This window comes from Pseudonocardia benzenivorans CB1190, from assembly GCF_000196675.2.
GTDB lineage: Bacteria > Actinomycetota > Actinomycetes > Mycobacteriales > Pseudonocardiaceae > Pseudonocardia > Pseudonocardia benzenivorans.
In genome coordinates this window covers 4,486,100-4,501,258 of record NC_015312.1, presented here as the reverse complement: position 1 = coordinate 4,501,258, position 15,159 = coordinate 4,486,100, and the positions used below count along the sequence as shown (strand labels likewise).

At 72.3% G+C, this 15,159-nt stretch carries 13 protein-coding genes; all 13 read left to right on the top strand.

Translation table 11 applies throughout. The features are described from left to right. The first annotated feature begins 66 nt into the window (after positions 1-66). Positions 67-729: a GntR family transcriptional regulator gene (locus PSED_RS20985; protein ID WP_158511334.1), complete on the top strand. Its 663-nt coding sequence runs from the start codon at positions 67-69 to the stop codon at positions 727-729. A gap of 121 nt (positions 730-850) precedes the next feature. Then, on the top strand, positions 851-1,792 hold the full coding sequence (locus tag PSED_RS20980) for a polysaccharide deacetylase family protein (RefSeq protein WP_013676253.1): 942 nt from the start codon (positions 851-853) through the stop codon (positions 1,790-1,792). 145 nt (positions 1,793-1,937) lie between these two features. Further along, positions 1,938-3,134 (top strand): CaiB/BaiF CoA transferase family protein, encoded by a 1,197-nt coding sequence (locus tag PSED_RS20975; RefSeq protein ID WP_013676252.1) that lies wholly within the window; start codon positions 1,938-1,940, stop codon positions 3,132-3,134. Positions 3,135-3,145: 11 nt separating this feature from the next. Continuing rightward, a complete protein-coding gene (locus tag PSED_RS20970) occupies positions 3,146-3,799 on the top strand; it encodes an isochorismatase family protein (protein ID WP_013676251.1) in 654 nt (217 codons plus the stop codon). A 30-nt stretch (positions 3,800-3,829) separates the two neighbouring features. Beyond that, on the top strand, positions 3,830-5,005 hold the full coding sequence (locus tag PSED_RS20965) for a sugar ABC transporter substrate-binding protein (RefSeq protein WP_013676250.1): 1,176 nt from the start codon (positions 3,830-3,832) through the stop codon (positions 5,003-5,005). After that, a complete protein-coding gene (locus PSED_RS20960; RefSeq protein WP_013676249.1) occupies positions 5,005-6,639 on the top strand; it encodes a sugar ABC transporter ATP-binding protein in 1,635 nt (544 codons plus the stop codon). The genes PSED_RS20965 and PSED_RS20960 overlap by 1 nt, the downstream gene beginning before the upstream one ends. Beyond that, entirely contained in the window at positions 6,636-7,667 is a 1,032-nt protein-coding gene (locus tag PSED_RS20955; protein WP_013676248.1) for an ABC transporter permease, read from the top strand. The genes PSED_RS20960 and PSED_RS20955 overlap by 4 nt, the downstream gene beginning before the upstream one ends. 26 nt (positions 7,668-7,693) lie before the next feature. Beyond that, the gene (gene ilvD, locus PSED_RS20950) at positions 7,694-9,376 is read left to right on the top strand and encodes a dihydroxy-acid dehydratase (RefSeq protein ID WP_013676247.1); all 1,683 of its coding nucleotides are present in this window, start codon (positions 7,694-7,696) and stop codon (positions 9,374-9,376) included. After that, positions 9,373-10,221, top strand: coding sequence for an HpcH/HpaI aldolase/citrate lyase family protein (locus tag PSED_RS20945; RefSeq protein WP_013676246.1), 849 nt, complete (start codon positions 9,373-9,375; stop codon positions 10,219-10,221). The genes ilvD and PSED_RS20945 overlap by 4 nt, the downstream gene beginning before the upstream one ends. Further along, positions 10,218-11,012, top strand: a complete 795-nt coding sequence (locus PSED_RS20940; protein ID WP_013676245.1) for an alpha/beta fold hydrolase — start codon at positions 10,218-10,220, stop codon at positions 11,010-11,012. The genes PSED_RS20945 and PSED_RS20940 overlap by 4 nt, the downstream gene beginning before the upstream one ends. Beyond that, positions 11,009-12,286, top strand: coding sequence for a polysaccharide deacetylase family protein (locus PSED_RS20935; RefSeq protein WP_013676244.1), 1,278 nt, complete (start codon positions 11,009-11,011; stop codon positions 12,284-12,286). The genes PSED_RS20940 and PSED_RS20935 overlap by 4 nt, the downstream gene beginning before the upstream one ends. A 56-nt stretch (positions 12,287-12,342) precedes the next feature. Further along, complete coding sequence (locus PSED_RS20930; protein ID WP_013676243.1) at positions 12,343-13,080, top strand: FadR/GntR family transcriptional regulator; 738 nt, start codon at positions 12,343-12,345, stop codon at positions 13,078-13,080. A gap of 12 nt (positions 13,081-13,092) precedes the next feature. Then, entirely contained in the window at positions 13,093-14,538 is a 1,446-nt protein-coding gene (locus PSED_RS20925) for an amidohydrolase family protein (RefSeq protein WP_013676242.1), read from the top strand. The last annotated feature ends 621 nt before the right edge of the window (positions 14,539-15,159 follow it).

The window sequence follows — 15,159 nt, the reverse complement described above, 5'->3', positions numbered from 1 at the left end:
GCAGAACACGTCGAGGGGAGCCTCCCGTGAGACAGAGACGTCTGTGTTGCCTGCATGATCTGCCTCGTGACCGAACCTGAGATTCCGACGCATCGGACCAAGTCGGAGCTGGCGCTCCGGGTCCTGCGCGAACGAATCCGCAGTGGCCAGCTGGAGGTGGGCTATCGCCTGCAGGTCGACGAGCTGGCGGCCGAGCTGGGCATGAGCCCCACCCCGATCCGGGAGGCGCTCCGCCTGCTGCAGGCGGACCGTCTCGTGCACTACGAGCCGCACCGGGGTGTCGTCGTCGCGCGACACTCGCCGGAACGGCTGTCTGATGTGTATGCAATGCGCATGGCGCTCGAGCCGTTGGCCACCCGGCTCGCGATCGAGCGGATGACCGACGACCAGAGGGGAGAGCTGCAGACCATCCACGAGAGCTTCCTGGCCGCAGGCCGCGCCGGCCGCGGCAAGCGGATGGCTCAGCTCAACTCCGCCTGGCACCTGGCGATCTACGAGGCCGCCGGCTCGGACATGCTGCGGGACTTCACCGCACGGCTGTGGGACGTGTTCCCGTGGCGGACCAACTGGGCCGTCGAACAGCGGTCGCCCGACAGCATGCGCGAGCACAGCGAGGTCATGGCCGCCGTGCTGGCCGGCGACGCCCAGGCCGGCGCCGACGCGATGCTGGCGCACATCCAGGCGGGCTCGGCCTCCGAGCAGCCCGAGCTGGGCGAGCCGAGGACCTAGGACCCCCGCCGGCGACCCCCGGACACCGGCATGCCGGCGTCCGGCAGGCCCGCATGCCGTTCGCGACACGCAATTCCCGACATCGACAGCGACAGCGACTTCCGACATCGACGAGGATCCGATGACCCTTCAGTTCACCGAAGCCGACGTGCCCGGCCCCCGGCGCGACCTCATCGGGTACGGCGCGACGCCGCCCGCCGTCGAGTGGCCGGGCGGCGCGAAGATCGCCGTGAGCATCGTGGTGAACGCCGAGGAGGGCTCGGAGATCTCGTGGGCCGCGGGCGACGCCCGCAACGAGGGCCTGGGCGAGATCCCGTACGGCATGCCCGCGGAGTACCGCGACCTCTGCGTCGAGTCCATCTACGAGTACGGCGCGCGCGCCGGCGTCTGGCGGCTGCTGCGCCTGTTCGAGGAGTACCGCGTCCCGACGACGTTCTACGCCGCCGCCGTCGCGTTCGAGCAGAACCCCGAGCTGGCCAAGGCCGTCGTCGGCGGTGGGCACGAGGTCTGCAGCCATGGCTGGCGCTGGGAGGAGCCGTGGGTGCTCAGCCGCGAGGAGGAGCGCGAGCACATGGCGGCGGCCATCGCGTCGTTCGAGCGCACCTGCGGAACCCGGCCGGTCGGCTGGTACTGCCGCTACGGCCCGAGCGTGCACACCCGCGAGCTGCTGGTCGAGGAGGGCGGGTTCCTCTACGACTCCGACGCCTACAACGACGACCTGCCCTACTACGTCAGCGTCGGCGACAAGCGCCAGCTCGTCGTGCCCTACACGATGGTCTACAACGACGTGAAGTACGCGATGCCCCCCGGCATGGCCAGCCCGACCGACTTCTTCGACGTCTGCCGCCGCGGTTTCGACGAGCTGCTGCGCGAGGGCCGCGCCGGGCGGCCGCGGATGATGTCGATCGGTCTGCACCCGCGCTGGGCCGGCCAGGCCGGACGCACGTCGGCCCTGCGCGAGTTCATCGAGCACGCCCAGCGGGAGTCCGACGTCTGGTTCGCCACCCGCGAGCAGATCGCGCGCTTCTGGCTGGAGAACCACCCCGACGAGGGGGCCGCGTGACGCCCCCGGCGGGTCGTGAGCGGCGACCATCGCCGCTCACGGGGGGACCGGGCGCGAACCCCGGAGCCGCTCCGACCTTACTTCATAGAATATTTTCTGTATCGACTCCGAGCCTCCACGAGCTGACGACGAGGAGCCGTCCGGCATGACAGATCTTCCCCTGCAGGGACTCAAGGTGGTCGACGCGGCGTCGATCTTCGCCGGGCCCGTGGCCGCGACGCTGCTCGCGGACTTCGGCGCCGACGTGCTGAAGGTCGAGCACCCGCGCGGTGACAGCCTGCGATCGATGGGCTGGAACGTCGACGGCGAGTCGCTGTTCTGGGCGCTGGTCTCCCGCAACAAGCGCTGTATCACGCTCAAGCTGTCCGCCCCCGAGGGTGCCGACATCCTCAAGAAGATCATCGCCGACGCGGACGTGTTCGTCGAGAACTTCCGGCCCGGCACGCTCGAGCGCTGGGGCCTGGGCCCCGACGTCCTGCACGAGATCAACCCCGGCCTGGTCATCCTGCGCACCACCGGGTTCGGCCAGACCGGCCCGTACGCGAACCGGCCGGGGTTCGGCACCCTCGCCGAGGCGATGTCGGGGTTCGCCCACATCAACGGCTGGCCCGACAAGCCCCCGGCGCTGCCGCCGTTCGCGCTCGGTGACTGCATCGCGGGGTTCACCGGCTGCTTCGCGATCATGTTCGCGCTCTGGTGGCGCGAGCACGGCGGCAACGGCAAGGGGCAGGTCATCGACCTGTCGATCTACGAGCCGATGTTCTGGATGCTCGGCCCGCAGACGATCCTCTACGACAAGACCGGTGAGGTCGTGGGCCGCTCGGGCAACCACACGCCCTACAGCGCCCCGCGCAACGCCTACCAGACCAAGGACGGGCGCTGGCTCGCCCTGTCGGCCACCGCGCAGTCCATCGCCGACCGGGTCGTCCGGCTCGTCGGCCGGCCGGACTTCGCCGAGCAGCCGTGGTTCGCCGGCAACCCCGGCCGCATCGCCCACACCGCCGAGCTCGACGAGGCGATCGGCGGTTGGATCGCCGAACGCACCGCCGAGGAGGTGCTCGCGGAGTTCGAGACCGCGGAGGGGGCGATCGCGCCCGCGTACACCGCGGCGGACATCGTCAAGGACCCGCAGTACCTCGCGCGGGAGACGATCGTGCGGGTCCCGCACGAGGGGCTCGGCGACGTGCTGATGCAGAACGTCGTCCCGGTCCTGTCGGACACCCCGGGGAAGGTCCGGCATGCCGGGGCCCCCAAGGGGTCGAGCAACGACGAGGTCTACCGCGAGCAGCTGGGCCTCACCGACGAGCAGCTGGCGGCCCTCGAGGCCGACGGCATCATCTGAGGAGGAACGCGTTGTCGGACAACGGTTTCGAGGCCGTCGGGGAGTTCTACGCGGAGCGCGGCATCGGCGCGGCCGCCGGTGCGGGGGAGCGCCCCGCGGTGCTGGTCGTCGACGTCTCGCGGGCGTTCACCTCCAGCGCCTACGGCGTGGGTGCCGACGACGCGCCTGCGGTGCCGCACATCGCCGAGCTGCTCGGGCGGGCGCGGGAGGCCGGCGCGCCGATCGTGTTCACGACGATCGCCTACGCCCCCGGCGAGGACGCCGCGTCGTTCGCGGCGAAGGTCCCGGCGCTGCGCGAGCTGCGCACCGACGACCCGGCCGCGGTCGAGGTCCACCCGGACCTGGACCGGCGCCCCGACGAGCTGGTGCTCGTCAAGAAGTTCCCGTCGGCCTTCTTCGGTACCCATCTCACGTCGTACCTGGTGCAACGGGGGATCGACACCGTTGTCGTCACCGGGTGTTCGACGTCCGGCTGCATCCGCGCCAGCGTCATCGACGCGGTGTCCTACGGGTTCCGGGTGGTCGTGCCCGAGGAGTGCGTCTTCGACCGGGCCGAGGAGCCGCACCGCGCGAACCTCTTCGACATCGGCTCGAAGTACGCCGACGTCCTGCCCCGGCAGGACGTCGAGAAGTACCTGCTGTCCCACGCCCGCGGCGACCGCTGACCCGGTCCCGGCTGGTCTCTAGGAGGAGACATGCTGTCTGGCACGTCCATGAAACGGATGGCGACCGTCGGCGCGGCGGCGCTGATGCTGACCGTCGTCGCCGCGTGCTCGTCGGGAGGCTCGTCCTCCGGTGACGCCGCGGCGGCGGGCGGGGGCGCCTCGTGCGACCTCACCGCCGTCAACGCCGCGCTCGACAAGTACTCGGCGGTGCCCGAGTACAAGGAGCCGGGCCCGGCGTTCGACATGAGCAAGGCCGCCGGCAAGACCATCTTCAACATCCAGGAGTCCAGCGCGAACCCGTTCACGCAGGCCCTGACGACGTCGATGACCCAGGCCGCGGAGAAGGTCGGCATGAAGGTCGTCGACTACCCCAACCAGGGCGACCACACCCAGTGGATCCAGGGCATGAACGCGGCCATCGCGCAGAAGCCCGACGCCATCACCCTCACCGGCGGCACCATCAGCCCGACCTACTTCCAGCCGCAGGCCGCAGCGGCGAAGGCGGCGGGGATCCCGATCATCACCGTCCTCAACGAGGACCTCACCCAGCCCCAGGGACCCGAGGTCACCGCGCGTGTCGCGCAGCCGTACGACCTCGCCGCCCGGCTGTCCGCGGACTTCGTCATCAAGGACACCAACTGCGCGGGCAACGTCCTGGTGCTGACCTCGAAGGAGGTCATCGGGAGCCCGGCCTCGATCGACGCGATCAACGACGAGTTCAAGAAGTACTGCCCGAACTGCAAGCTGACGTTCCAGAACGTCTCGGTGCCGGACTGGTCGACGCAGATCACCAACATCGTCCGCTCGGCCATCCAGACCGACCCCAACCTCAACTACGTCGTGCCGCTCTACGACAGCATGTCGCAGTTCGTGGTGCCCGGCATCCAGCTCGCCGGCGCCACCGGCAAGGTGCACATCTCGACGTTCAACGGCACCCCGTTCGTGCTCAAGATGATGCAGGACGCGGACGTCGTGCGGATGGACGTCGGCGAGAACCCGGCGCAGGTCGGGTACGCCGTCGTCGACCAGGTCGGCCGGATCATCTCCGGCGCGGGCCCGATCGCGTCGGGTGACGAGGGCATCCAGCTGCGGGTCTTCACCAAGACCAACGTCGCCGAGGCCGGCAACCCGCCGGAGCTCGGCAAGGGCTACGGCGACTCCTTCGCGGACAGCTACCTCAAGCTGTGGGGCAAGGCGGCGGGCTGATGGCGGTTCCGGCAGGTTCCGGTGGGGCGCCCCGCGCGGGCGCCCTGCCGGTGGTCGAGGCGCGCGGCGTCTCCAAGTCGTTCGCCGGGGTCCGGGTGCTCGACTCGGTGGACCTCGACGTCCTCCCTGGAGAGATCCACGGTCTGCTCGGGGAGAACGGGTCGGGCAAGTCGACCTTCATCAAGGTCCTCGCCGGGTTCCACGACCCGGACCCGGGCAGCCGGCTGCGGATCAACGGCGAGGACGTCGCGCTGCCGCTGCCGCCGGGCGCGTTCCGCGACCACGGGATGAGCTTCGTGCACCAGGACCTCGGGCTCATCACGAGCCTGTCGGTGCTGGAGAACCTGCGCATCGGCTCGTTCAGCCGGTCGCGGAACTGGGCGATCGGCTGGCGACGGCAGCGGGCCGAGGCCCGGCGTCTGTTCGAGGAGTTCGACGTCGACCTGGACCCGGCCGCCCGCGTCGCGGATCTCGACGGCACCCAGCGGGCGCTGCTCGCGATCGTGCGGGCCGTCCACGAGATGCGGACGCTGCGCGGCAGCACCCGCACCGGGCCCGGGATGCTGATCCTCGACGAGCCGACCGTGTTCCTGCCGGAGACGGGTCGCCGCCAGCTGTTCTCGCTCATGCGCGAGATCGCCGGCGGCGGCTCCGCCGTCCTGTTCGTCTCCCACGATCTCGACGAGGTCCGGGAGATCACCGACCGCGCCACGATCTTCCGGGACGGCCGGCTGCGGGCGACGGTCGAGACGGCCACGGTGAGCGACACCGAGCTGGTCCAGCTGATCATCGGGCGCGAGCTGCCCGATCACAGCGGGGAGCGCGAGGAGGTCGTGCCGACCGCGGCGACGGGGGCGATGGCCGTCGAGGACCTGTCCGACGAGCGTGTCGAGTCGGTGTCGTTCGCCCTCGGCCCCGGTGAGGTGCTGGGCCTCACCGGGCTGCTCGGCTCCGGCTTCGAACGCATCCCCTACCTGCTGTTCGGGGCGTTCCCGGCGGCGTCGGGCACGCTGCGCAAGGGTGCGGAGGTGCTGTCGCTGCCGGGGATGGACCCGGTCAAGGCGATCGCACACCGGATGGCGCTCATCCCCGCCGACCGGCAGCGCGACGGCAGCGTCGGCAGCGTGAGCGTCCGCGACAACGCGATGCTGCAGGTCATCGACCGGTACTCGACGTGGCACGGGCTGTCGCGGGCCCGGCTGGCCCGGGACTGTCAGGACACCCTGCACCGGTTCGACGTGCGACCGCCCGTCCCCGGACTGGCCTACCAGTCGCTCTCGGGCGGCAACCAACAGAAGGTGCTGCTGGCCAAGTGGCTCGCGGCCGAGCCCGAGGTGCTGTTGCTGCACGAGCCGACGCAGGGCGTCGACATCGGCGCCCGCGCACAGATCTACGACGTGGTCCACGAGGCCGCGCGGTCCGGCTGCGCCGTGCTGTGCGCGAGCTCGGACTACGAGCAGCTGGCGGCGATCTGCGACCGGGTGCTGATCTTCGACCGCGGCCGCGTCGCCCGTGAGCTGTTCGGCGACGAGATCACGAAGGACCGCATCGCGCACGAGTGCTACACACTCGCCGACCGTGCGGTTCCCGCCGGCCCGGTGGGGCCGACCGAAGGCGAGGGAGAGGACCGATGACCCGCACGAGCAACTCCGAGCCGGCGACCGACGTCGTCGTGGAGCCGGGGCGCTCCTCGAGCGCGACCGTCGCGCGGTCGCTGGCGCAGCGGTTCTCGATCGTGATCGCGCTGGTCGTCGTCGTGGTGGTGTTCGGTGCGCTGCGCCCCGGCACGTTCCTGACGACGTCGACCCTGCAGGGCATCCTCGGCTCGCAGGCCGTGCTCGTCGTGCTGACGTGCGCGCTGCTGATCCCGCTCACCGCGGGCGACTACGACCTGTCGGTCGCGGGCGTGCTGATGACGTCACAGATGCTGATCGGCGTGCTGAACGCCCAGCAGGGCATGAACATCTGGCTCGTCATCGTGATCTGCCTGGTCACCGGGGCGGTGATCGGCCTGCTCAACGGTGCGTTCGTACTGCTGTTCGGCGTCGACCCGTTCATCGTCACGCTGGGGACGGGCACGATCCTCTCCGGCGCCGTGCTCTGGCTGGGCGACTCGACGACGATCAGCGGCATCTCGTCCGGCCTGACCGACTGGGTCATCGTCAACCGGTTCCTCGGGGTGCCGCTGGCGTTCTGGTACGGCCTCGTGATCACCGCCGGGCTCTGGTACTTCCTCGAGTACACCGCCGCAGGGCGGCGGCTGCTGTTCGTCGGCCGTGGCCGGGCCGTGTCGCGGCTGTCGGGCCTGCGGGTCACCCGGATCCGGTGGGGCGCACTGGTCGCGTCCGCGACGCTCGCCGCCCTGGCCGGCATCCTCTACGCCGGCACGACGGGCGCGGCCGACCCGGTGTCCGGCGAGGCGTTCCTGCTGCCGACGTTCGCGGCGGCCTTCCTCGGTTCGACGGCGATCCTGCCCGGCAAGTTCAACTCGTGGGGCTCGTTCATCGCCGTGTACTTCCTGGTCGCGGGCACCACCGGCCTCCAGATGCTCGGCGCCCAGTCCTACGTCTCGGACCTGTTCTACGGCGGCGCGCTCGTCGTCGCGGTCTGCGCCTCGCGCTACAGCAGGCGCAAGGAGGTCCGCGAGGCCGGATCGCTCTGACCCACTCCACGGAGGAAGCACCCACCATGCCGTTCCACGAGCGCCCCAGCCGGGCGCTGTACGCCGGGCCGGAGCGGGCCGCGGCCCGCTCCTACCTGCGCAACATCGGTTTCACCCCGGACGACCTCGACCGTCCCGTCGTCGGCGTCGTGCACAGCTGGACCGGCACGATGCCGTGCAACCTCAACCACCGCGACCTCGCCGTGCACGCGGCGGCGGGCGTGCGCTCCGTCGGGTACACGCCGATGGAGGTCAACACGATCGCGATCTCCGACGGGATCACGATGGGCACGCCCGGCATGCGGGCGTCGCTGGTGAGCCGCGAGCTCGTCGCCGACTCGGTCGAGCTCGTCGCCCGCGGCCACATGTTCGACGGCATCGTCGGCATCGCCTCCTGCGACAAGACGGTGCCCGCCATGGCGATGGCCATGGCCCGCATCGACCGGCCGTCGGTCCTGCTCTACGGCGGGACGATCCTCACCGGCCGGTTCCGCGGCCGGGAGGTCGCCGTGCACGACGTGTTCGAGGCCATCGGCGCACACGCCGCCGGGACCTTCACCGACGCCGACCTCGACGAGATGGAGGCCGCCGCCTGCCCCGGCGCCGGGGCGTGCGGCGGCCAGTACACGGCCAACACCATGGCGATGGTCATGGAGGTGCTCGGCCTCTCGCCCGCGCGGGTCAACGGCATCCCCGCGGTCGACGCGGACAAGCCCGAGGCGGTCGCGGCGGCGGCCGCCCTCGTCGACACCGTCGCCACGAACGACCTGCGTCCCAGCGCGTTGCTCACCCGGCCCGCGTTCGAGAACGCCGTCGCCGCCGTCGCGGCGTCGGGCGGCTCGACGAACGCGGTCCTGCACCTCATCGCGCTCGCCGCGGAGGTCGGTGTCCCGCTCACCCTCGACGACATCGACCGGATCTCCCGGCGGACACCGCTGCTGTGCGACCTGATGCCGGGCGGGCGCTACAGCGCCGCCGACCTGCACGCCGCGGGCGGCACGATGCTGCTCGTCGCTCGCCTCGTCGAGGGCGGGCTCGTCGACGGCTCGACGCCGACGGTCACCGGCCGCACGCTCGGCGAGGAGGCGGCCGACGCGGTGGAGTCGCCGCGCCAGCGCGTCGTCGCCCCCCTCGCCGAGCCGTTCGCGGCCGAGGGCGGGCTCGTCGTCCTGCGCGGCAACCTCGCGCCGGACGGTGCCGTCGTCAAGGTCACCGCGCACACCCCGCGGTCGCACACCGGGACGGCGCGGGTCTTCGACGGCGAGCGCGCCGCGCTCGACGCCGTCCTCGGCGGCGCGGTGGGCCCGGGCGACACCGTGGTCATCCGGCACGTCGGGCCGCGCGGCGGGCCGGGGATGCCCGAGATGCTGCAGGTGACGTCGGCGATCATGGGCCGGGGACTGGGCGAGACCGTCGCGCTGGTCACCGACGGCCGGTTCAGCGGCGCGACGCGTGGTCTGATGGTCGGGCACGTCGCGCCGGAGGCCGCGGCGGGCGGGCCGATCGGATTGCTGCGCACCGGCGACCGGATCGTCCTCGACGCCGACACCCGCACGATCGCCACCGACGCCGACCTCACCACCCGCACCCCGCCGCCCGCGCCCGGTCACGAGTTCACCCGCGGCGTCTTCGCCAAGTACGCCGCCACGGTCGGGTCGGCGGCCGGAGGCGCGGTCACGACCCCCTCCTCGAACGGAGCCCCCGCATGACCGACCCCCGCTCACTGCTCTTCGTGCCGTCCAACCGGCCCGACCGGTTCGAGAAGGCCTCCCGCAGCGGCGCCGACGCCGTGATCCTCGACCTCGAGGACTCCGTCGGCGTGAGCCAGAAGGTCGCCTCGCGCGACAACCTGCAGCAGGCCGCCGACCTGGCCGCCGCCGCCGGGCAGTCGGTGTACGTGCGGGTCAACCCCGTCGACACCGAGTGGCACACCGGGGACCTGGCCGCCGCCGCCCGGATCGGCGCGCGCGGCGTGATCGTCCCCAAGTGCGAGGACGCCGACGTCGTCGCGGGCATCGACCGCGACCTGGCCGCCGGGCTCGAGCTCGTGCTGATCCTCGAGACCGCGGCCGGGGTGCTCAACGCCGTCGCGCTCGCCCGCCCGAGCGACCGGGTCCGCCGGATCTCCTTCGGCGCCTACGACTTCGCGCTCGACATGGGGGTCGTGCCCGAGCAGGCGCACGCACTGATGACGTCGTCGCGGATCCACGTCGCGATGGCCGCCGTCGCCGCGGGCGTGCAGCCGATCGACACCGCGTTCGCCGACGTCCGCGACCCCGGCGCGATGCGCCGCCAGACCGAGGAGGCCCACGGGATGGGCTTCACCGGCAAGTTCGCGATCCATCCCGACCAGGTGCCGATCGTCAACGAGGTGCTCTCACCGAGCCCCGCCGAGATCGACACGGCGCAGCGCATCGTCGCCGCCTTCGACGAGGCCGAGCGCGACGGCATCGCCGCGATCACCGTCGACGACAAGCTCGTCGACTACCCGATCGCCCAACGCGCGCAGGCCACCCTGGAGCGGGCCGCGCAGTTCGGGCTGGTTGCGTCGTGAGCACGACCGCGCGCAGGTCGGCGTCCGGCCTCGACCTGCACGTCCACACCGGCGACGGCTCCGGGAAGGCCCCGATCGTCGCGCTGCACCCGTGGTTCGGCTGCTGGCAGTTCTGGCTGCCCGTCGTCGAACTGATGCCCGAGCGGGACTGGGTGCTCGTCGACATGTACTCCGGCGCCGGCACGATCCCCGCCGACGACGGTGCCTTCGACGGCCTCGCCGCCGCGATCACGTCGGCGACCGAGGAGTACACCGACCGGCCCGTCGTGCTCATGGGCAACTCGACGGGCGGGCTGCTCGCGCAGGTCATCGCCATCGCGGGCCGCCCGGCGCTGGACTCGCTCGTGCTGGTCGGCACCGGCGCCACGGCCGCCGGGGTGAAGGCGCCGTTCCGCGCGACGCTCGGCGAGTGGCTCGACGCGGGTGGCACCGCCGCGCCCGCGTCGACCGCCGCCGTCGTGCGGTCGCTGGTGTACCGCGACCCGCCGGCCGAGGACATGCGGCTCTACGCCGAGGCCGTCGAGACCGCCGATTACCCGTTCCTGTCCGCGGTGCTGCGCGGCGTGCTCGCCGGTGACGTCGTCGACCGGCTGCCGGAGATCTCGGTGCCGACGCTGGTCGTGCGTGGCACGGAGGACGCGGCGCGTACCGAGGAGCACGTCGCGACGCTCGTCGCGGGCATCCCCGACTGCCGGGCCGTCGAGATTGCGGAAGCGGGCCACTCGCCGATGGTCGACACCCCGCGTGAGTTCGCCGCGGCGGTCCGCGAGCTGTTGGGGGACGAGGCATGACGGGACCGGGAGGACGCGACGTCGTCGGCTACGGACCGACCCCGCCGACGCGTCGGTGGCTCGGCGACGACCGGCTCGCGATCTCGCTCGTCGTCAACTACGAGGAGGGTTCGGAGCGTTCGCTCCCGGCGGGGGACGCGACGCAGGAGTCGCTGACGGAGTGGGGGGCCTACCCCTTCCCGGACGGTGTCCGCAACCTCGCCATGGAGTCGATGTACGAGTACGGCTCGCGCGTCGGCGTCTGGCGGATCCTCGACGTGCTGCGCCGCCACGGCGTGCCCGCGACGTTCTTCGCGTGCGCACAGGCGTTCGAGATGGCCCCCGCGGTCGCGGAGGCCGTCTCCGCCGCCGGGCACGAGGTGTGCAGCCACGGCTGGCGGTGGGAGGAGGTGTTCGGGCTCTCCGAGGAGGAGGAGCGCGAGCACATCCGGATGGCCGTCGAGTCGCTGGAACGCACCACCGGGAGCAGGCCCGTCGGCTGGTACTGCCGGTACGGGCCCAGCGAGCGGACCCGGCGGCTCGTCGTCGAGGAGGGCGGGTTCCTCTACGACTCCGACTCCTACGCCGACGACGTGCCCTACGAGGTCGACGTCGACGGGACCTCGCACCTCGTCGTGCCCTACACGGCCGACACCAACGACATCCAGTTCTGGCTCGCCGACCCGCTCGCGACCTCGGAGCAGTTCTTCACCTACCTCAAGGACGCCTTCGACACGCTGTACCGCGAGTCCGCGCAGGCGCCGCGGATGATGTCGGTCGGCCTGCACTGCCGGATCATCGGCAGGCCCGCCCGCATCGCGGGCCTCGAGCGGTTCGTCGAGTACGCATCGGGGTTCGACGGGGTCGTCTTCACGACGCGCGAGCGGATCGCCAGGTCCTGGCGGGCCTCGGCCGACGGGCCCGTGCCCGCGTCCCCGGTGACCGTGATCCCGCGGGCCCAGGCCACCGCCGCCGCGGGCGAGGGGTCGTGGGCGACCATGCTCGTCGACGCCGACACGGTTCCCCACGCGACGTCGACGCTGGGGCTCTCCCACGTGCTGCCGGGGGAGTCGACGGCGCTGATCCGGCACACGACCGAGGAGGTCTGCCTCGTGGTGGCCGGGTCGGGTGTGCTGCGTACGGACCTCGGCGACGTCGCCTTCACCACCGGCGACACCCTGCACATCCCGGCGGGACGCCCGCACGCCATCGTCAACACCGGGGACGCGCCCGCCGAGATGGTCTTCTCGTTCCCGGGCGCCCGCCGGCCGCGGACCGAGGAGGTCACCGGCTGACGGTGTCCGGATCGTCGGCCCTTGTCCCAGTCCGTGGACAGGTCTAACCTCTCGCCATGCAGAGATCGGGCCAATCCTCGGGCGCGAAGCCCCGGCTGTACCTGGCGGTGGCCCAGCAGCTGCTCACCTCGGTGGCGACGGGCGAGTACGCCGCGGGGACCCGGCTCCCGGGCGACCGCGATCTCGCCGAGCGGCTCGACGTCTCCCGCGCGACGGCGCGGGAGGCGATCCTCGCGCTGGAGATCGTCGGCGCCGTCGAGGTGCGGCACGGCGACGGGACCTACGTCCGCACGCACCCGGCGGTCGCGGCGATCGAGGCCTCCGCGCTCGACGTCGCACCCCGGGAGCTGATCGAGGCCCGCCGCAGTGTGGAACCGGCCGTGGCCGCGCTCGCGGCCACCCGGATCGACGGCGACACCGTCGGCAGGCTGCGCCGGATCCTCGCCGAGGCCGCCGAGCTCGTGGCCGAGCCCGCCGAGGTGACCCGGTTCCTCGCCCTCGGTCTCCGGTTCCACGGCGAGCTCGCGCTGGGGTGCGGCAACACCCTGCTCGCCGGCATCGTCGGCCAGTTCGTCAACGCCGAGTCGCATCCGCTGTGGGTGCTGGTGAACCAGTTGGCGGTGAGCTCGCCGGCGGCCAGGGAGAGCCAGCTCGCCGAGCACACCGAGATCGTCGACGTGATCACCGCGGGCGATTCCGGCGCCGCGGCCGCGACGATGGCGGCCCATCTCGCGGCGGTCGACACCGTCATCTTCGATCCCGCGGCGGTCCGGGCCGCCACCGCAACGAGCTGAGGAGCCCGCCCGATGACCTCGTCGACCCCACCGTCGACCCCACCGTCGACCCCACCGTCGACCCCACCGGCTCCCGCGGACCTCGTCGTCCACGGCGGCACCGTCGTCAACGCGGGTGGCAGCGCCGCCGCGACGGTCGTCGTCACCGACGGACGGATCGTCGCGGTCCAGGACCCGGCGCTGCCGCTGCCGCCGCACCGACGGGCGATCGACGCCGCGGGATCGTTCGTGATCCCCGGTGGTGTCGACCCGCACTGCCACATCGGGCAGCGGCTCGGCGAGTACAGCCAGCTCGACGACTACGCCTCGGCCAGCATCGCCGCGCTGTGGGGCGGCACGACGACCGTCGTCGACTTCGCGATCCCCGATCCGGGTCAGCGTCCGATCGACGCGGTCGCCGAACGTCGCAAACTGGCGGAGATCTCCCGCTGCGACACCGCGCTGCACGGTTGCGTCATCCAGTGGGACGCCACGACGGCGGGCCAGATCGCCGAGATGGCGACCACGGGCGTGCGCACGATCAAGCTGTTCACGACGTACAAGGACGTCGTCATGGCCGGGCCCGACACGGTGCTCGAGGTGCTGCGGACGCTGCACGCCCAGGGCGGCATCGCCTACGTGCACGCCGAGGCCAACCACGTCATCGAGGACGCGCAGGCGTCGGCCGTCGCGGCGGGCGAGGCGGCCGCCGGTCACATGCCGCGGACCCGGCCCGAGCTCGCCGAGGCCGCGGCGGTGGCACAGGTCCTCGCGACGGCCGAGCACGTCGACGCCCCGGTCTACTTCGTGCACCAGACCACCGCCGAGGCCGTCGACCTCGTCCGGGCGGCGCGCCGGCGTGGGGTGCGGGCCTACACCGAGACCTGCCCGCACTACCTCTATCTCGACGAGGGCACCTACGCGGGCGACCATCCCGAGCGCTTCGTCTGCTGCCCGCCGCTGCGCGCGCCGGAGACCGTCGCGCAGCTGCGGGCCCGGGCGCTCGTCGGCGACGTCGACACCCTCGGCTCGGACCACTGCTGCTACTCGACGGGCCAGAAGTCCGAGCACTCGCACGACGTCCGGGTCATGCCCAACGGGCTGCCGGGCGTCGAGACCCGGCTGCCGGTGACCTTCACCCAGCTCGTCGTGCGCGGCGGGATGCCGGTCGAGCGGTTCGTCGGCATGTTCGCGACGAACCCCGCCCGGCTCAACGGCCTGACCGGCAAGGGCGTGCTGGCTCCCGGGCACGACGCCGACCTCGTCGTGCTCGACCCAGCCGGGCGCCGCCCCGCACGGATCGCCGACCTGCACATGGCCACCGACTACTCGCCCTACGAGGGGGAGGAGCTCGCCGGCTGGCCGTCGGTCGTCGTCAGCGGGGGCCGCGTGGTCCTCGACGCCGACGGCTTCCACGACCCCGGGCCCGTCGGCCGCGCCCTGCACGCCGACCCGATGCCCGACCACCTCATCACCTGACGGCCCCGCCGTCGCGCGTCGCTCGACCGTCACCGACCTCCGGAAGGCCACCAACCCCACGCGGAGCCCGTCATGACCAGCTCGGCCGCACGCCCCGGCCACGGACCGGCCGCCCGTGCCGCGCAGTGCGCGGCCGGCGGGTGTGCCGGGACGGCGGGCGCGGCCGGCGACGGCGCCGGGTGCGTGAGCGCGTGCGTGATCCGGCGTCGCCGTGATGCGTGTCTCGCGACGGCGTCCGCGGGGCCCGTCGCGGCCACCGTCGGTTCGCCCCGAACACCGGACGGCACGGATCTCCGGGCGAGCGGCCTGCCCGCGCCCGTGGGGATCCGGCGGCGTCCGGCGGACGCGCGACGACCTGGACGAAACCGACACGTCGCAGGGGCGGAAGGCTCTCCGCGAGCGTCCGGACGGACGGCCCGACGCGGAGCGCCACACGGGGCCGCGGGACGGCTGCGCCCTGTGACCGTTCCAAGATTGCATACCGAACGGGCAGAGTCACCGCCCGCTTACGAAACTCAACAGTTACAAACTGGGCGCCAGATCTGTTGACTGATGAGGGGAAACCCGGTTCGATTGGCCGATCGGGGGACTGAATCTGGTCCGAGAAGAGGGCAGCACATG